Origin of the sequence: Streptomyces sp. NPDC091289 (genome assembly GCF_044757365.1) — a bacterium.
Lineage (GTDB): Bacteria > Actinomycetota > Actinomycetes > Streptomycetales > Streptomycetaceae > Streptomyces.
This window is the reverse complement of record NZ_JBIVUT010000015.1, coordinates 1-17,038: the sequence shown is the minus strand read 5'-3', so window position 1 is coordinate 17,038 and position 17,038 is coordinate 1. Positions and strand designations below refer to the sequence as shown.

General features: G+C 73.0%; 14 protein-coding genes. 9 read left to right on the top strand and 5 right to left on the bottom strand.

Features of this window, described 5'->3' with window-relative positions:
• The first annotated feature begins 2 nt into the window (after nucleotides 1-2).
• Together ACIQPT_RS20825 and ACIQPT_RS20820 are read left to right on the top strand one after the other, a co-directional pair.
• Nucleotides 3-986: an ABC transporter substrate-binding protein gene (locus ACIQPT_RS20825; protein WP_401157366.1), complete on the top strand. Its 984-nt coding sequence runs from the start codon at nucleotides 3-5 to the stop codon at nucleotides 984-986.
• A 105-nt stretch (nucleotides 987-1,091) separates the two neighbouring features.
• Nucleotides 1,092-3,347, top strand: a complete 2,256-nt coding sequence (locus ACIQPT_RS20820; protein WP_401157365.1) for a protein kinase — start codon at nucleotides 1,092-1,094, stop codon at nucleotides 3,345-3,347.
• A 10-nt stretch (nucleotides 3,348-3,357) separates the two neighbouring features.
• On the opposite strand, the gene ACIQPT_RS20815 is transcribed toward ACIQPT_RS20820, so the two are convergent.
• Nucleotides 3,358-4,617: a hypothetical protein gene (locus tag ACIQPT_RS20815; RefSeq protein ID WP_401157364.1), complete on the bottom strand. Its 1,260-nt coding sequence runs from the start codon at nucleotides 4,615-4,617 to the stop codon at nucleotides 3,358-3,360.
• Nucleotides 4,618-4,671: 54 nt separating this feature from the next.
• Between ACIQPT_RS20815 and ACIQPT_RS20810 the strand changes: the two genes are divergently transcribed.
• Nucleotides 4,672-7,161, top strand: coding sequence for a helicase C-terminal domain-containing protein (locus ACIQPT_RS20810; RefSeq protein WP_401157363.1), 2,490 nt, complete (start codon nucleotides 4,672-4,674; stop codon nucleotides 7,159-7,161).
• Nucleotides 7,162-7,183: 22 nt separating this feature from the next.
• On the opposite strand, the gene ACIQPT_RS20805 is transcribed toward ACIQPT_RS20810, so the two are convergent.
• On the bottom strand, nucleotides 7,184-8,293 hold the full coding sequence (locus ACIQPT_RS20805; protein WP_401157362.1) for a hypothetical protein: 1,110 nt from the start codon (nucleotides 8,291-8,293) through the stop codon (nucleotides 7,184-7,186).
• Nucleotides 8,294-8,450: 157 nt separating this feature from the next.
• Between ACIQPT_RS20805 and ACIQPT_RS20800 the strand changes: the two genes are divergently transcribed.
• Nucleotides 8,451-9,218, top strand: a complete 768-nt coding sequence (locus ACIQPT_RS20800; RefSeq protein WP_401157361.1) for a YqjF family protein — start codon at nucleotides 8,451-8,453, stop codon at nucleotides 9,216-9,218.
• A gap of 32 nt (nucleotides 9,219-9,250) precedes the next feature.
• Here ACIQPT_RS20800 and ACIQPT_RS20795 read toward each other — a convergent pair whose 3' ends face one another.
• Nucleotides 9,251-9,661 carry a hypothetical protein gene (locus tag ACIQPT_RS20795; RefSeq protein WP_401157360.1) on the bottom strand — a complete coding sequence of 137 codons (411 nt, stop codon included), beginning with the start codon at nucleotides 9,659-9,661 and terminating at the stop codon, nucleotides 9,251-9,253.
• 16 nt (nucleotides 9,662-9,677) lie between these two features.
• Between ACIQPT_RS20795 and ACIQPT_RS20790 the strand changes: the two genes are divergently transcribed.
• The 3 genes from ACIQPT_RS20790 (at nucleotide 9,678) to ACIQPT_RS20780 (ending at nucleotide 12,199) form a co-directional block, all read left to right on the top strand.
• Nucleotides 9,678-9,917 carry a hypothetical protein gene (locus tag ACIQPT_RS20790; RefSeq protein ID WP_401157359.1) on the top strand — a complete coding sequence of 80 codons (240 nt, stop codon included), beginning with the start codon at nucleotides 9,678-9,680 and terminating at the stop codon, nucleotides 9,915-9,917.
• Between the two features lie 20 nt (nucleotides 9,918-9,937).
• Nucleotides 9,938-10,276 (top strand): hypothetical protein, encoded by a 339-nt coding sequence (locus ACIQPT_RS20785; RefSeq protein WP_401157358.1) that lies wholly within the window; start codon nucleotides 9,938-9,940, stop codon nucleotides 10,274-10,276.
• Between the two features lie 279 nt (nucleotides 10,277-10,555).
• Complete coding sequence (locus tag ACIQPT_RS20780) at nucleotides 10,556-12,199, top strand: DNA repair helicase XPB (protein WP_401157357.1); 1,644 nt, start codon at nucleotides 10,556-10,558, stop codon at nucleotides 12,197-12,199.
• Nucleotides 12,200-12,221: 22 nt separating this feature from the next.
• On the opposite strand, the gene ACIQPT_RS20775 is transcribed toward ACIQPT_RS20780, so the two are convergent.
• A complete protein-coding gene (locus ACIQPT_RS20775; RefSeq protein WP_401157356.1) occupies nucleotides 12,222-12,413 on the bottom strand; it encodes a hypothetical protein in 192 nt (63 codons plus the stop codon).
• Between the two features lie 385 nt (nucleotides 12,414-12,798).
• On the opposite strand from ACIQPT_RS20775, the gene ACIQPT_RS20770 reads away from it, so the two are divergent.
• Nucleotides 12,799-14,925 carry a HelD family protein gene (locus ACIQPT_RS20770; protein WP_401157355.1) on the top strand — a complete coding sequence of 709 codons (2,127 nt, stop codon included), beginning with the start codon at nucleotides 12,799-12,801 and terminating at the stop codon, nucleotides 14,923-14,925.
• Nucleotides 14,926-15,016: 91 nt separating this feature from the next.
• Here ACIQPT_RS20770 and ACIQPT_RS20765 read toward each other — a convergent pair whose 3' ends face one another.
• Nucleotides 15,017-15,706: a copper homeostasis protein CutC gene (locus tag ACIQPT_RS20765; RefSeq protein ID WP_401157354.1), complete on the bottom strand. Its 690-nt coding sequence runs from the start codon at nucleotides 15,704-15,706 to the stop codon at nucleotides 15,017-15,019.
• Nucleotides 15,707-15,980: 274 nt separating this feature from the next.
• Between ACIQPT_RS20765 and ACIQPT_RS20760 the strand changes: the two genes are divergently transcribed.
• On the top strand, nucleotides 15,981-17,038 hold a 1,058-nt coding region (locus tag ACIQPT_RS20760; RefSeq protein ID WP_401157353.1), incomplete at its 3' end, for a heavy metal translocating P-type ATPase.

Sequence of the window (17,038 nt, the reverse complement as noted above, 5' to 3'; positions counted from 1 at the left end):
CCATGACCCCGCGCAGCTTCCGCCCCCGCACCCTGGCCGCCGTGTCCCTGACCACGGTCGCCGCACTGGCCCTGGCCGCCTGCGGCTCGTCCGACGACTCCACCTCCGACTCCGATTCCGGTTCCTCCTCCGGAGCCACCCGCACGGTCAAGACGGCGATGGGTGACGTGAAGGTCAAGGAGGCTCCCGAGCGGGTGGTCGTCCTGGACACCGCCGAACTGGACTCGGCCCTCACCCTCGGCGTGAAGCCGGTCGGTGCGACCCACGCGGACGTGAAGTCGGGCTTCCTGAACTACCTGCCGAAGGACCAGCTCACCGGCGTCAAGGACGTCGGCCAGATGATGACCCCGAACCTGGAGGCCATCGCCGCCCTGAAGCCCGACCTCATCCTCACGAGCAAGGTCCGGCACGGCGACAAGTACGCCGAGCTGTCCAAGATCGCGCCGACCGTGATGACGGAGAACACCGGCTACCCCTGGAAGGAGAACTTCCAGGTCCACGCGGAGGCCCTCGGCAAGAAGACCGAGGCGAAGATGGTCGTCGACGACTACGCGAACCACGTGGCGGACGTGACGAAGGCGCTCGGCGGCAAGGACAAGGTCGCCGCGACCGAGGTCAACATGGTCCGCTTCGTCGAGGGCGCGGACATCCGCATCTACGGCAAGCAGAACTACATCGCCACGATCCTGGCCGACGTGGGCCTGGGCCGCCCGGCCATCACGGACAAGGCCAAGGACGGCTTCTCCTACGACGTCAGCCCCGAGAAGATCGACCTCGCGGACGCGGACGTGGTCTTCCACTCGACGTACGGCGACCCGAAGAAGTCCAAGGAGACGGAGACCACCGGCAGCGGCCTGTGGAAGAACATGGACGCGGTGAAGAACGGCAAGGTCTTCGCGGTCGACGACCAGTTGTGGATCCAGGGCATCGGCTACACGGCCGCCGACAAGATCCTCGGCGAACTCCACCAGAGCCTGACGGAGTAGTCAGGAGCGCCCCGAAGGCCCTGCACGGGCCCGGTTTCCGCTCCTCTAGGGTGTGCTCGGACACGTTGCAGGTGCGATCGGACGTAGACGGGGGAGCTGGGGCAGGTGCCGTTGAGTGATGCCGACCCGGCGATGGTGGGCGGCTACGAACTGCTGGACCGCCTCGGTTCGGGCGGGATGGGCATGGTCTATCTGGCCCGGTCCGCGTCCGGCCGGCGGGTGGCCGTGAAGGTGGTCCACGAGCAGTACGCCGAGAACGAAGAGTTCCGGATGCGGTTCCGGCAGGAGATCGCGGCAGCCCGGCGGGTGAGCGGAGCGTTCACCGCGCCGGTGGTCGACGCGGACCCCGAGGCGGTACGTCCGTGGATGGCGACGCTGTACGTTCCGGGCCGGACGCTGGCTCAGCGGGTCGGGGAGGAAGGGCCCCTCGCCGGTGCGGAGTTGCGGGTGCTGGCACTCGGGCTGAGCGAGGCGTTGCAGGACATCCACCGGGCCGGGGTGGTGCACCGGGATCTGAAACCGGCGAACGTCCTGATGGCCGAGGACGGGCCGCGCGTCATCGACTTCGGCATATCCCGGGTCGCGGACCACCAGAAGCTGACCTCGACCGGGCGGGCCCTGGGCACCCCGCCCTACATGTCCCCCGAGCAGCTGGCCTCGGCGCGGGACATCGGCCCCGCGTCGGACGTGTTCTCGCTGGCCGCCGTACTGACGTTCGCGGCGTGCGGGTACGGGCCGTTCGACGCGGAGAGCTCCTACACGACCGCGTACAACGTCGTCCACACGGCGCCGGTGCTGGACGATGTGCCGGAGGTGCTGCGTCCGATCCTGGCCCGGTGTCTGGAGAAGGACCCCGGCCTGCGGCCCGGCCTCGCCGAACTGCTGCCCCTGTTCCAGGCGTTGCCGTCGTTCGGGACGAGCGGATTCCCTCCGAGCGGAGTTGTGCCGACCGGAGTCCCGCCGACCGGAGTTGTACCGACCGGAGTCCCGCCGACCGGAGTTGTACCAACCGGAGTCCTGCCGACCGGAGTCCTGCCGACCGGAGTCCTGCCGCGCGACACGTCACCGCCGCCCGCCCTCCCACCACGGCGACCACGACGGCCGCGGCGGGCGCTGCTGGCCGCACTGGCCGTGGCCGTGGCGGCGGCCGGTCTGACGACGGCCGTGCTGCTCCGGCCGGGAGGAGGCGGCGAGGACGGGGACCGCGCGGAGCCCACCACGTCACGCGCTCCCACGCCGGCCCTGCCCCAGGGCTGGCGGCCGTGGCTGACCACCGTACGGGCTCAGGAGCCGATGGCCGGAGGGGGTGACGGCCGCAGCGGCTGCCTGGCCCCACCCGAGGCGCTGTACTGCGGCGGGCAGGGCTACACCGCCGCACGGCTGGACCCTGCCACGGGGAAGACCCGGTGGCGGTTCTCGGCGGGGATCGAGTCCTCCGCCCCGGTGATGGTGCGGAACGGCGTCGTGGTGGTCAACGACATGAAGGGCCCCTCCTGGTCGACCGAGGTGCGTCAGTGGGTGACCGGCCTGAGCGCGGACAGCGCCGAGTTCGAGTGGACCCACTCGGTCGCCGACGGTTCCCGCGCGGTCCCGTTCGGGAAGTGGGTGGTGGCCCTGTCGGTGAACAGCCGGCACCTCATCGCCATGAACGCCGAAGACGGCGCCGAGGCCTGGCGCTTCACGATCCCCGAGGGCGACAGCTGCATACCGTGGTCCGGCGGCGGCGCCCTGTACACCCGCTGCTTCCCGGCGAACGACCCGACCGTCGAGGGCACGCTGTGGCGCATCGGCCCGGCCGGCCAGGCGCGTGAGGTGGGCGCCGTCCCGCCGCGCGCGAACCCGGTGGGCGTCGACGGGGCCGAGCTGGTCCTGCTGGAACACTCCGGCGGCACCCAGGACGAACCCGGCGACTACACCTCCGTGCTGAGGGTGCACACCACGACCGGGGAGTCCCGCCGCGTGGCACTGCCGAAGCAGGGCCGGGTCACACCGGACGACCGGACGCCGCTGATCGGCGGGATGCTCTACCTGGTACGGGCCGACGGCACGGTCACCGCGGTCTCGGCGCGTACCGGGGAGGCGCGGTGGCGGCGCGACACGGAAGTGGAGGGCCTGTCCGCTCCGGTGCTGTCGGAGAAGTACGGAGCGCTGTACCTCGTCAACGGCCACGGGCGGCTGCTGGCACTGTCGAAGGCCGACGGCCGGGTCCTGTGGAAGACCCCGTCCCGGGAAGGCGCGAGCCTCCAGCCGGACGCCGGGCCGCCCACGGTCCGCCTGAAGGGCGACGCCATCGTGGCGCACGCCGGAGGGCTGACGTTCTCCGTCAGCCCCCTCGAACCGAACGCACCGATCGAGCGCTGAGGCCCGGCCCTCACCCCGTACGCCTCCGGGCCCGCCACACCAGGTAGAGCGCGGAGGCGACGGCGGCGACGCGGACGACCACCGGCCAGGTCTCCAGCAGGACGTCCCGCATCGCGCCCTCGCGGATCGGCTCGCCCCAGCGCCCCTCCATCCGGCCCCAGATCCATACGAGGGCCCCGGCCGCGACCACGCCCGGCAGCCCCAGCGCCGCCCACTTCGCCTCCGTACGGGAAAGGGTGCGCGAGCTGTACGCGATCAGCCAGCCGCCCGCCAGCGGCAGCCAGGAGCCGGTGACCACGCCCGCGACGAGCAGGACGGCGGCCAGGAGCAGCAGCGGGTGCGCGAAGCCGCTGCGGGGGCCGGGGGCGGCGGCCTCGGGCTCCGCGACGGTCGCGGCCTTGCGGCGGCGGAGCTTGACGAGGCGCAGGGCGCGGCGACGCCGGGCGGTCCCGGCGGCGGCCGCGTCGGCCCCGCCCTCCTCGTCCGCCTCCCCGTTCTCCTCGTTCTCCTCGTCCTCCTTCTCGCCGTTCTCGTCCTTCTCCAGGGGCTTCGGTCGCCTCCCGAGCAGTTCCGGGGCCTCGATGCCGCCGAAGAACCCGGGGATGGCGGTCCCCTCGTCGAAGGGGCCCGGCTCCAGGCGCCACCAGTCCGTCGCGCCGTCCGTGTCCCCCTGCTGGTCCTGGCCGAGCATGTGCGGGGCGGAGGGGTCGGGCCAGGCCTGGACCGGTACGTCGTCGTCGGGGGCGGGTCCGGGGCGGGGGACGGCGGCCGCGTCGGCGCCTTCCGTACGGCTCTCCGGCGTGTCCTCGGGAGCGCGGCGCGACGCGCCCCGCCCGAAACCGGCTTTCGGCTTCCTGACGGCCTCGGTCTCGCGGCCCGTGTCCGGCCCCGGGGCAGGCTCCTTCGGCTTCCTCGCCTCCTTGGGCTCCTTGCGCAGCAGCCCGCCCCGGGGCCGGGGAAGGGAGGTCCGCCGCTGCTGCTCGCCGGCCCCCGTCCCGGCCCGTGCGGACGGCAGCGGGACCGTGCCGTCGGCCGACTCCGCCGCAGCGGCGACCAGTTCGTCCGGGCTGCCCAGCCTGCCGATGATGCGCCGCACGGTCGCCGGGGAGTCCGCGCCCGCCGTGCCGCGCTGCCGGTCGATCTCGCCCCGGAGCGTCGAAACCAGGCGCATCCGGGCGCCCGACGACAGCTGTTGCTGCTGGGCCAGGTCGCCGACCCGGCTCAGGTAGTCGTAGACGAGCTGGTCGCTCTCGATCCCCACGCGGTGCATCCCCTCTACCGGCCCTGCCCCGACGGTAGCGTTCCAGCGGCTACCGTGGGACGGATGGGGACGACCACACCACCGCGCACGCTCGCCGAAGCCCTGCGCGCCCGGGGCGACGAATCGCTGGCCGGGCTGCTGCGTGCCCGCCCCGACCTCCTCAACCCGGTGCCGAACGACATCACCCAGCTCGCCACCCGGGCCGGTACGCGGGCGTCCGTCGTCCGCGCGCTGGAACACCTGGACCGGTTCGCGCTGCAGACCGCCGAGGCGCTGGCGGTGGCCCCGGACCCGGCCCCGTACGACACGCTCCTGTCCCTGCTCACCGGCGACGGGCTCGACGACGGCGAACAGCGCGACGGTGCGGGCGCGGCGATCACCGCCGCCCTGCCGGGCGCCCTGGCGACGCTGCGCGAACAGGCCCTGGTCTGGGGCGAGGACGACCGGCTGCGGCTGGTGCGCACCGCCCGCGAACTGCTCGCCCCGTCCCCGCAGCACCCCTCCCCCACGGGCCTGGGCCCCACGGTCTCCGAGGCGACGGCGGGCATGTCGCCGGGCCGGCTCCAGGAGATCCTGACGGCGACGGGCCTGCCCGCCACGCACGACCCGGTCTCGGCGGTAGCGGCGCTCTCGTCCCTCTTCACGGACCGGACGCGGATGGCGGAGCTGCTGGACACCGCCCCGGTGGAGGCCCTTTCGGTCCTGGACCGGCTGGTGTGGGGCCCGCCGTACGGGGAGGTCACGCCCAACCCCACTCCCCCCGTGAAGTGGCTGCGCGACCGGGGCCTACTGCTGCCGGTCTCCACCCGCACGGTGGTCCTGCCGCGCGAGGCGGCCCTCCATCTGCGCGCCGGACGCGCGCACCGCGTACCCGAACCGGTCCCCCCGGCCGTCGCGGCGGCCGCCGAACGCGATCCACAGGCTGTGGACAGAGCGGCGGCGGGCCAGGCGTTCACCGCGCTGTCGACCATCGAGGAGCTGCTGAAGCTCTGGAACGGCGGCGGCCCCGCGATCCTGCGCGCGGGCGGGCTGAGCGTCCGCGAACTGAAGCGCGCCGCGAACGCCCTGGACGTGTCGGAGCCGATCGCCGCCTTCTGGATCGAACTGGCCTACGGTGCGGGCCTGTTGGCCACCGACGGCGAGACCGACGAACGGTACGCGCCGACGCCCGCGTCCGACGAGTGGCTCGACCTGTCCACCGAGGACCGCTGGACGCACCTCGCCACCGCCTGGCTCGCCGCCACCCGCACCCCGGGCCTGGTCGGCGGCCAGGACGCCAAGGGCCGGGCCCTGTCCGCGCTCGGCCCGGAGCTGGACCGCTCGGCCGCCCCCGACGTACGCCGCCGGGTCCTGACCCTCTTCGCCGAACTCCCCCCGGGCACCGCACCGGACGCCGAGACGCTGCTGCGACGGCTGCGCTGGGAACGCCCGTTGCGCGGCGGAACGACCGCGACGGCCACCGGTGCGGGCCCGGCCTCGACGGAGGGGACGGACCTCCGCTCCCGCCTGGCCCTGTGGACGCTCAACGAGGCGGAGCTGCTGGGCATCACGGGCCGGGGCGCGCTCTCCTCGCAGGCCCGCGCCCTGCTGGACGAGGGCCCGGACGCGGCGGCGGCGCTCCTCGCCCCGCTGATCCCCGACCCCCTGGACCACGTCCTCCTCCAGGCCGACCTGACGGCGGTGGCGCCGGGCCCGCTGGAACGCCCGCTGGCGGAGACCCTGTCGGTCCTGGCGGACGTGGAGTCGAAGGGCGGGGCGACGGTGTACCGCTTCACGCCCGGTTCGGTGCGCCGCGCCCTGGACGCCGGGCAGGCGGCGACCGACCTGCACGCGTTCCTCGCCGCGCACAGCCGTACGCCGGTGCCGCAGCCGCTGAGCTATCTGATCGACGACGTGGCCCGCCGCCACGGCCATCTGCGGATCGGCTCGGCGTCCGCGTACGTACGCTGCGACGACGAGGCGGTCCTCAACGAGATCCTGGCCGACCGCCGTTCGACCGGCCTGCGCCTGCGCCGCCTCGCCCCCACGGTCCTGGCCTCCCAGTCCGACCCCGGCTCCCTCCTCGAAGCCCTGCGCGACATGGGCTACGCACCGGCCGCCGAGTCCGCCGAGGGCGACGTCCTGATCACCCGCGCCGGCGCCCGCCGCACCCCGCCCCGCACCCCGCCCGCCCCGGTCCCCGAGGGCCCGCCGGTCCCGGACGCCACGCTGCTCGGCGCGGCGGTACGGGCGATCCGCGCGGGCGACACGGCCGCCACGGTGGTCCGCAAGGAAACGTCCGAGGACGCGTCCTCCACCACCCCCTCCGGCTCCCTCCCCCGCACCACCCCCGCCGAGACCCTGGCCACGGTCCAGGCGGCCGCGATGACGGGCTCGGCGGTCTGGATCGGCTACGTCAACGCGGACGGCGCGGCCAGCCAGCGCGTGATCGCCCCGGTCCGCGTGGAGGGCGGCTTCGTCACGGCGTACGACCACACGGCCGACGAGGTCCGCACCTACCCGCTGCACCGGATCACGGGAGTGGCCGAGCTCGCGGAGGACGGGAAGGGGTAGGCGCGGGGCGGCATGGAACCGGTCAGCCGGACGGGCCGGACGGGCCGGACGAGTCGGGCGGAAGCTTCACGGAGGGGCAGCCGTGTTGCTTCCCGGCGGCGTCGAAGAAGGCCTGGAAGACGTCTCGGGTGGCCGAGTCCGACGGATTCGAGCGGTTGCGGTACAACGGCCTCAGGTAGCTATAGTCCCAGTGCACGCCGAGGTAAAGGTCCTTGCCTCCGCACTTCAGGATGGCCCGGCTGTTTGCGTCCACCACACCCGTGCCGTCCGCCAGGTCCTCGAAGCCGACGCTTGACTTGAGACGTTCGTCGACGATGTTCGGGTCGAAGCTGGAACCGAACGACAACTGGGGTTCGTCCTGACCGCCGGACCGGTAGAGGTCACAGGCCCAGGAGTCCGAGGGTGCTCCGCTGGTGCGCTGCACTTCGAGCTTGGCATCGCCCTTGGCCACGGCGGTGCCCGGCAGACGGAATCCGGGGATCCCGCACAGCGAATCGGCTGTGATCGCCTCCGGGCTCGTGGGCGGCCGAACCTTGGGTGCCTGCAACGGGGCGTCGTTGGAGCACCCGGCAGCGGCGGCGACCTTCTGCGCGGCGTCCACGAGCACGCGCGCGAGCTTCTGGGGGTCCACGGTTCCCTTTTTCAGTTCCACCTGGACGACCTGAGCGTTGTCGGGTACCGGGGCCAACTTCACGCCGCCGTCCAGAACCCCGCGGACCTTGTACCGGCACTTCTCGGGCAGCATGACCCAGCCGCGGCTCCCGGAGACCGCCCCGGTGACGTCCCCCGACAGGAAGGACCTGCTTGAGGAGTTGTCCCAGGTGTACGTGCTGAACGGAAAATCCGGTATATAGACGGCGGTGTTCATCACCATCTCCAGCTCCTCGGCCCCCGTGATCCTGCTGGTGCGGCTCACCGTGCAGCGGAACGACACGTCGTCGCTGATGCCTTCCGTCACGTCCGAGATACGGCCCCGGCTGTCGAGGAGCGACTCGGCCTGCTCGCCGGTCAGCTTTCCCGCGCACAGTTCCGTGGCGGCGAACACGTTCGTGTCCCACCACAGGAACAGCCCGGCGAGGACCGACAGGCCCGTGCCGCTCGCGACGGCGGCGATCGCCTTCTTGTTCTTCATTGCCTTGATCCTGCTTGCCTTGATCCTGATTGTCTTGATCCTGCTTCCGGGCCGGATTCCTGTTCTGGACCTTCGGCTTGAGCGCGTCGATGGTATGCCGCGGCCGGAGTTGCAGCTCTGCTGGGCCTCGGGACGTCCGGTCTGCGATGCTGCGGGCATGTCCGTCGCCGCCCGCACCCCCCGGCCGCTGCCGCCCGAGCCCGTGTCGCCCGCCCCGCCCGCCGCGCCGATGCCGCCGCTGCTCATGCAGTCCTGGCTGGATCTGGCCTTCCTGCACTGGGCCGTCGATCCGGCGGACGTGGCACCGCTGCTGCCGCGCGGCACCGTGCCCGACACCTTCGACGGGACGACGACGTACGTGGGGCTCGTGGCGTTCCGGATGTACCGGGTGGGCGGGCTCGGACTGCCGGGGATTCCGTATCTCGGGACGTTCCCCGAGACCAACGTCCGGCTGTACTCCGTGGACGAACGCGGTCGGCGCGGCGTCGTCTTCCGGTCCCTCGACGCCTCGCGGCTCATCCCGGTCCTCGTGGCGCGCGCCGCCGTCCGGTTGCCGTACGTGTGGTCCCGGATGGACATCGAGCGCTCCGGCGACACCCTCACGTACACGAGCACCCGGCGGTGGCCCGGTCCGCGCGGTGCGCGGAGCAGGATCGTGCTGCGTACAGGGGGCGTGATCGACGAACCCACGCCGCTGGAGCACTTCCTGACCGCCCGCTGGGCCCTGCACACCTCGTTCTTCGGGCGGACCGTCCATCTGCCCAACGTCCATCCCCGGTGGCCCCTGCACCGGGCGGAGCTGGTCGAGTGCGACGAGGACCTGGTGGCGACCGGGGGGCTGCCCGCGCCGGTTGGGGATCCGGTGAGCGTGCTGTACTCGCCCGGCGTTCCCGTGCGCTTCGGGCCGCAGCGGCGCGGGGCCTGAGGCCGGAGCGGGCCCCGGCCCCGGTGCGACCGTCAGGTGGGAGGGCTCATGTCCGAGAACCGCTCGAACGTGTCCGTCCCCGTGGCGCCCTTCTTCCACGTGACGGTCAACGTGTCGCCGCTCTGCCGCAGTTCGCCGACCCGGTCCTTGCTCTCGACCCGGACGCCGTCCTCCTCGCACAGCAGAGCCATCTCCAGGAAGTCGCCGCTCTCGTCCTTCTGCCAGCGGCCCTTGCACTCCATCCCGTCGCGGATGCTGAGGATCGCGTTGATCCTCGCGGGCTCGTCGGTGTACGCCTCGCCGAGCCCGAGCATCGTGGAGTCCGGCTTCTTCCACACCGCCTGGAGCCCGGTGCCGGTGGGCTGGGGCACGAACGGGTTGTCCGAGCGTGCGGGCGGTGAGGCGGACGGCTCACCGGCCGGGTCCGTCGTCGGGTCACTCACGGGCGGGCTCTCCCCGGTGCTCCCGTCGGACCCGGACGCGCTCGGGGTCCCCACGGTCGTCGGCGGCCTGGCGTCATCGCTGCCGCTGTCGCTCCCCCGGTCCACGGCGAACCAGACCCCGCCGCCGATGACCGCCACGGCCAGCACGGCGGCGACCGCGATGAGCCCCGCCCTCTTCCGCGGCGCGGGCGGGCCCGGCTGCGGCGGCGGGAAATCCCCGGCCCCGGGAGTCCCGTACGGGCCTTGGGGCGGTTGACCGCTTCCGTACGAGCCGTTTTGCCCCTGGCCGGTCCCGTACGGGTCGTGGGGTGCCTGGCCGCTCCCGTACGGAGCGGGCTGCGCGCCGCCGCCGTATCCGTATCCCTGCGGGGGCGCGTCCTGGACCGGCTGCGCGTACGGATTCCCGGCGACCGGCTGCTGCTGCCCGGTTCCGGGGCCCGGCTGCTGTCCGGTTCCGGCGACCGGCTGCTGTCCGCTCCCGGGGCCCGGCTGCGGCGGGCCGTACCCCGGCTGCGGGGGCAGCGGCGGAGGCGGTGGTGCGCCGTAGGGCCCCGGCGGCTGGGCCCCCGATGGCGTCGGCGGCTGCTGCTCGTCGTACGGCTGGGACACGCGTGACCTCCCCCGCACCGGCGCCCTGCCGGCACGCCACTTCTTTGTATCAGCCACCGGTCCACCGCCACCGGCCACTTCCGGCCTCCCTGCGGCCACATCCGGCCTCCCTGTCGGCCACCTGTCGGCCTCCCGGTCGCCCCCCCCTGCCGGCCCTCCCCCGCGTCCTCCGCCGCCGGGCTCCCGGGCACCTCCACGCACGCCCACCCCGCCCCGCCCCCCGATGCGGCACACTGGACGTTTGGCCGCATCCGTGGCCGCACCCCGCAGAAAGGGCCGAAGCGCGTGACCGGACCCCTCATCGTCCAGAGCGACAAGACGCTGCTCCTCGAAGTCGACCACGACCAGGCGGACGCCTGCCGTCGTGCCATCGCGCCGTTCGCGGAGCTGGAGCGTGCGCCCGAGCACATCCACACGTACCGGGTCACCCCGCTCGGGCTGTGGAACGCCCGCGCCGCCGGGCACGACGCCGAGCAGGTCGTCGACGCCCTGGTCGAGTACTCCCGCTACCCCGTGCCGCACGCGCTCCTGGTCGACATCGCCGAGACGATGGCGCGGTACGGGCGGCTCACCCTGTCCAAGCACCCCGTCCACGGGCTCGTCCTCACCAGCACCGACCGGCCCGTGCTGGAGGAGATCCTCCGGTCGAAGAAGGTCCAGCCGCTGGTCGGGGCCCGGATCGACCCGGACACCGTGGCCGTGCACCCCTCCGAGCGCGGGCAGGTCAAGCAGACCCTGCTCAAGCTGGGGTGGCCCGCCGAGGACCTCGCGGGGTACGTCGACGGCGAGGCCCATCCGATCGAGCTGGCCGAGGACGGCTGGTCGCTGCGGCCGTACCAGAAGCAGGCCGTGGAGGGCTTTTGGCACGGTGGGTCGGGCGTTGTGGTGCTGCCCTGTGGGGCCGGGAAGACGCTGGTCGGGGCCGGTGCCATGGCCGAGGCCAAGGCCACCACGCTGATCCTCGTCACCAACACCGTCTCCGCCCGGCAGTGGAAGCACGAGCTGGTGAAGCGGACCTCGCTGACCGAGGAGGAGATCGGGGAGTACAGCGGGACCCGCAAGGAGATCCGGCCGGTCACCATCGCCACCTACCAGGTGCTGACCACCCGGCGTAAGGGCGTCTACCCGCACCTGGAGCTCTTCGACTCCCGTGACTGGGGGCTCGTCGTCTACGACGAGGTCCACCTGCTGCCCGCGCCCGTCTTCAAGTTCACCGCCGACCTCCAGGCCCGGCGGCGGCTGGGTCTTACCGCGACGCTCGTGCGGGAGGACGGGCGGGAGTCCGACGTGTTCTCGCTCATCGGGCCCAAGCGGTTCGACGCCCCGTGGAAGGAGATCGAGGCGCAGGGCTACATCGCGCCCGCCGACTGCGTCGAGGTCCGGGTCAATCTCACCGACGCCGAGCGGCTCGCGTACGCGACCGCCGAGACGGAGGAGAAGTACCGGTTCTGCGCCACCACCGCGACCAAGCGGAAGGTGACCGAGGCGCTGGTGCGCAAGCACCAGGGCGAGCAGACCCTCGTCATCGGGCAGTACATCGACCAGCTCGACGAGCTGGGAGAGCACCTGGACGCGCCCGTCATCAAGGGCGAGACCAGCAACGCCCAGCGCGAGAAGCTCTTCGAGGCGTTCCGCCAGGGCGAGATCAGCGTCCTGGTCGTGTCCAAGGTCGCCAACTTCTCCATCGACCTGCCCGAGGCGACCGTCGCCATCCAGGTCTCGGGGACCTTCGGGTCACGTCAGGAGGAGGCGCAGCGGCTGGGGCGCGTCCTGCGGCCGAAGGCCGACGGGCACGAGGCCCGCTTCTACTCGGTCGTCGCCCGCGACACCATCGACCAGGACTTCGCGGCGCACCGCCAGCGGTTCCTGGCCGAGCAGGGGTACGCGTACCGCATCGTCGACGCGGACGAGCTGCTCGCCGGCAACTGACTCCTCCGGAAGGGGCGGGCGGTCAGCGGCTCCGGCCGACGACGCCCGCCTCTTCCGCGTACTCCCCCAGGACGACGACGCCGAACGCCGTCGTCACGAAGACCTTCACGGCGCGCACCGCGTTGCCGACGCGGTGGGGTCGGTGGTGACCGGTGGCCGCGGTCGCGCCGTGCGCGGGGCCGGTCCTGCGTGGGTTCAGGGTGGCTGTGCTCATGTATCCATGGTGCTCCCGTCACCCGTTCGGCCGCGTCGGTCCGTAGACGGAAGCCGGTGAGCGGGCGGGTAGGTCTGCGGTGCCATGCCGGGGCCCGGCGTCCCCTACGGGTCCCCCTGGCACCGCCACCTCCGGCGGAGCCCGTATTCCGTTTCGACCGTGCCGCCCGCTGTGGCTACAATCGCCGGTCTGCCCGCCTCCCGCACCGTGGTACCGGCCTTTCGCTGCCGGCAGCCGGGGGAGCGCCGCCGACCGGACGGAAACCGGTCGACACCTTCGCGAACCAACCTTCCGAGCGGACCGCCCCGCCCCGGCTCCCGGCCGGCACCGGCGCGCGGTCCGCCGTCCTGCGTTGAAGAGCCGTCGATGAGCCGGAGGCAACACCGTGCCCGCGCACGTAGCAGAAAGCGATTCCCCTCTAGATCCCCCAGACCCCCTCGACCCCCGCGACCCCCTGGCCCGCGAACGCGCCCATCTCGCCGCGTCCCGCGCCGCCCTCCGCGGCATGCGCGAGGACGTCCAGGCCCTCGACATCCGCGATGTCACCGCGAACTGGGTCAACGCCGAAGTGCTCCAGTCCCAGATCGACGACCGCATCAAGGCGCTCGCCGACCTCTCCCACACCCCGCTGTTCTTCGGCCGCCTCGACTATCTGCACGCCGTCGGCGGCGAGCTGGCCGAGGGCGCGGACGGCGAGCGGTTCTACATCGGACGCCGGCACGTCCACGACGCCGCCGGCGACCCCATGGTCATCGACTGGCGTGCGCCGGTCTCCCAGCCGTACTACCAGGCATCCCGCACCAACCCCCAGGACGTCGGGCTCCGCCGCCGCTTCGGCTACACGAGCGGCGAGCTGACCGCGTACGAGGACGAGCACCTCACCGAACCGGGCGAGGACGGCTCCGAGGCCGGCCCCGGGGCCGAGCACACCAGCCGGCTGCTCCAGGCGGAGATCGAGCGGCCGCGCGTCGGCCCGATGCGCGACATCGTCGCCACCATCCAGCCCGAACAGGACGAGATCGTACGGAGCGGCCTCGGCGGGACCGTCTGCGTGCAGGGCGGGCCCGGCACCGGGAAGACCGCCGTCGGCCTGCACCGGGTGGCGTATCTCCTGTACGCGCACCGCGAGCGGCTCGCCCGCACCGGCACCCTCGTCATCGGGCCGAACCGTTCCTTCCTGCACTACATCGAGCAGGTCCTGCCCGCCCTCGGCGAGCTGGAGGTGAAGCAGGCCACGGTCGACGACCTGGTGCGCACCGGCGTCGAGGTCCGGGGCGAGGACGAGGCGGCCACCGCCGTCGTCAAGGGCGACGCCCGCATGGCCGAGGTGCTGCGCCGCGCCATCCGCTCCCATGTGACCGCCCCCGCCGAGTCCGTCGTCGTGGTGCGCGGGTCCCGGCGCTGGCGCGTGCCCGCGTACGAGATCCAGGAGATGGTCGACGAGCTGCTGGCCCGCGACATGCGGTACGGGGCCGCGCACGAGGCGCTGCCGCAGCGGATCGCGCACGCCGTTCTCGTACGGATGGAGGAGGCCGGGGAGGCGCCCGACGACCGGGTGCAGAACGCCGTGGCCCGCAACCCCGCCGTGAAGGCGGCCGTCAAGGCGGTCTGGCCCGCCGTGGACCCGGCGAAGCTGGTGCTGCGGCTGCTCTCCGACGCGGAGTTCCTGGCCGCGCACGCGGAAGGGCTGCTGAGCGAGGACGAGCAGAAGCGGCTCCTGTGGGCGAAGCCCGCCCGCAGTGTGAAGTCCGCCAAGTGGTCGGCGGCGGACGCCGTGCTGATCGACGAGGCGGGTGACCTGATCGCCCGTACGCACTCGCTCGGCCATGTCGTGCTCGACGAGGCGCAGGACCTGTCCCCCATGCAGTACCGGGCGGTGGGGCGGCGCTGCTCGACCGGTTCCGCGACCGTCCTCGGCGATCTCGCGCAGGGGACGACGCCGTGGTCCACGGAGAGCTGGAGCGAGGCGCTGTTCCATCTGGGAAAGGCGGACGCGCTGGTGGAGGAGCTGACGGCCGGTTTCCGCGTGCCGCGCGAGGTCATCGCGTACGCCTCCCGGCTGCTGCCCGCGATCTCGCCGGGGCTCGCGGCGGTGGAGTCGGTGCGGGAGTCGCCCGGTTCGCTGGCCGTACGGGAGGTTCCGGAGGCGGAAGCGCTGGACTCCGCCGTCGTCGCCGCCTGCGAGGAGTCGTTGCGTCACGAGGGGTCGATCGGGCTGATCGCCGCCGATGCCCGGATCCCGGCGCTGGGCGCGGCCCTGACGGCGGCGGGCCACGCGTATCTCTCCCCCGGTGAGGAGACGACCGCCGCGTCCCGGCTGACGCTGGTGCCCGCGTCGCTCGCCAAGGGCCTGGAGTACGACTACGTGGTGCTCGACGAACCGGCGGCCGTGGTCGACGGCGAGCCGGACGAGCGGACCGGGCTGCGGCGGCTGTACGTGGCGCTGACCCGTGCGGTGTCGGGGCTGACCGTGCTGCACGCGGCGCCGTTGCCGGAGGCGCTGAAGGGGTAGGGGCGTGGGGAGGGGCGGGAACCTCGGTGGTTCCCGCCCCTCTCTCCCGGCTCCCGGCTCCCGGCTCCCGGGGCCCGGGGTCCGGGGTCCGTCAGGCGTCGAGCGCCTCGCGCCACTCCCGTACGGCTGCCGCGTCCACCGGGGCCGACCAGCCTCGGGGCCGGGCCGCGCCGCCGATGTGGACCGCGTCGATCCCGCCCGCCCGCAGCTGCGGCAGGTGGTGCAGGTGGAGGCCACCGCCGACCAGGACCTGCGCCTCGTATCCCGGCTCGCCGGCCCGGGCCGCCTCGGCCAGGAGCACCGGGATGCCGGCGTCGACCCCGGCCGGCGAACCCGCCGTGAGGAACGTGTCGAGGCCGGGCAGGTCCGCGAGCTGCTTGCGCAGGGCGTCGCGGTCGGCGGCCCGGTCGATCGCCCGGTGGAACGTCCACCGGCAGCCGTCCAGCTCGGCGACGAGCCGCTCGACGGCGACGAGGTCGGCGTGGCCCTCCGCGTCGAGGAAGCCGAGCACGAACTCGTCGGCCCCCGCCTCCCGCATCTCGCGGGCCTTGCCGACGAGTACATCGATGTCACCGGCGGCGAAGCCGTCCGCCACCCTGAGCATCACGCGCAGCGGGATGTCCACGGCGGACCTGATCGCCGCGAAGGTCTCCCGCGACGGGGTCAGACCGTCGGCGGCCATGTCGGTGACCAGTTCGAGGCGGTCTGCACCACCGGCCTGGGCAGCGACCGCGTCCTCCGCGTCAAGAGCGATCACCTCCAGGACTGCACGGTTGCTCATGGGTCCCCATTCCTCCGATACACAGCTATAGGTCTAGTCCAATGGCCAGCCTACGGGTCGGTAGACGGGCGGCGCAGCCCTCTATCTCAACGCACAACGACGCTGACGCGCGACCCGGCCCCGCGAACGAGTGACGCACCCCTGCGGCACCCCCCGCGGCACCCCCTTCGGCACCCTTCCGGTCGCGCCTTGCGCTTCATAGGGGTGGGGGGTATACATGGGGAGAGAAAGGGATACCCCCCAGGGGTATCCGGACGGCTTCAGGGAGGACCCCGTGTCCGCGCACTCCGCCACCACCGCCACCACCGCTGCCGGCTCCGCCGCCGACACCGCCGCGGTCGAGCTCGCGATCGGCGGGATGACCTGCGCCTCGTGCGCGGCCCGGATCGAGAAGAAGCTCAACCGGATGGACGGCGTCGAGGCCACCGTGAACTACGCCACCGAGAAGGCGAAGGTCACCTACCAGGGCACCGACGTGTCCGTCGACGACCTGATCGCGACCGTCGAGGCCACCGGCTACACCGCCCGGCCACCCGCACCGCCCGCCTCCCCCGGCAGCAACGGCAGCAACGGCAGCAACGGTACGGAGACGACCGCCGCGGCGGCGGAGGGCGCGGAGGACGACGGACTCACCACCCTGCGCCAGCGCCTGGTCACCGCCGTCCTCCTGTCCGTCCCGGTGATCGCGATGGCGATGGTCCCGGCGCTCCAGTTCGACTACTGGCAGTGGCTCTCGCTGACCCTGGCCGCACCGGTCGTCACCTATGCCGCCTGGCCGTTCCACCGTGCCGCCTGGACGAACGCGAAGCACGGCGCGGCCACGATGGACACGCTGATCTCCGTCGGCACGTCGGCCGCGTTCCTGTGGTCGTTGTGGGCGCTGTTCTTCGGGACCGCGGGCATGGTCGGGATGACGCACCCCTTCGAGCTGACCATCGCCCGCAGCGACGGCGCCGGGAACATCTATCTGGAGGCCGCAGCCGGGGTGACGGCGTTCATCCTCGCCGGGCGGTACTTCGAGGCCCGTTCGAAGCGGAAGGCCGGGGCGGCGCTGAAGGCGCTGATGGAGCTGGGCGCGAAGGAGGTCACGGTCCTGCGCGACGGCGTCGAAACGACGATCCCGACCGCCGCGTTGCAGGTCGGGGACCGTTTCCTGGTGCGTCCCGGGGAGAAGATCGCGACGGACGGGACGGTGGTCGAGGGCTCGTCCGCCGTGGACGCCTCGATGCTCACGGGCGAGTCCGTGCCCGTGGAGGTCGCCGTGGGCGACACCGTCACCGGAGCCACCCTCAACGCCGGCGGCCGCCTCGTCGTCGAAGCCACCCGCGTCGG

Coding starts and splice junctions, on each gene's coding strand:
- ACIQPT_RS20825 (WP_401157366.1), top strand. CDS start 3: ATGACCCCGCGCAGCTTCCGCCCCCGCACCCTGGCCGCCGTGTCCCTG.
- ACIQPT_RS20815 (WP_401157364.1), bottom strand. CDS start 4,617: ATGCACCGCGTGGGGATCGAGAGCGACCAGCTCGTCTACGACTACCTG.
- ACIQPT_RS20810 (WP_401157363.1), top strand. CDS start 4,672: ATGGGGACGACCACACCACCGCGCACGCTCGCCGAAGCCCTGCGCGCC.
- ACIQPT_RS20805 (WP_401157362.1), bottom strand. CDS start 8,293: ATGAAGAACAAGAAGGCGATCGCCGCCGTCGCGAGCGGCACGGGCCTG.
- ACIQPT_RS20800 (WP_401157361.1), top strand. CDS start 8,451: ATGTCCGTCGCCGCCCGCACCCCCCGGCCGCTGCCGCCCGAGCCCGTG.
- ACIQPT_RS20775 (WP_401157356.1), bottom strand. CDS start 12,413: ATGAGCACAGCCACCCTGAACCCACGCAGGACCGGCCCCGCGCACGGC.
- ACIQPT_RS20765 (WP_401157354.1), bottom strand. CDS start 15,706: ATGAGCAACCGTGCAGTCCTGGAGGTGATCGCTCTTGACGCGGAGGAC.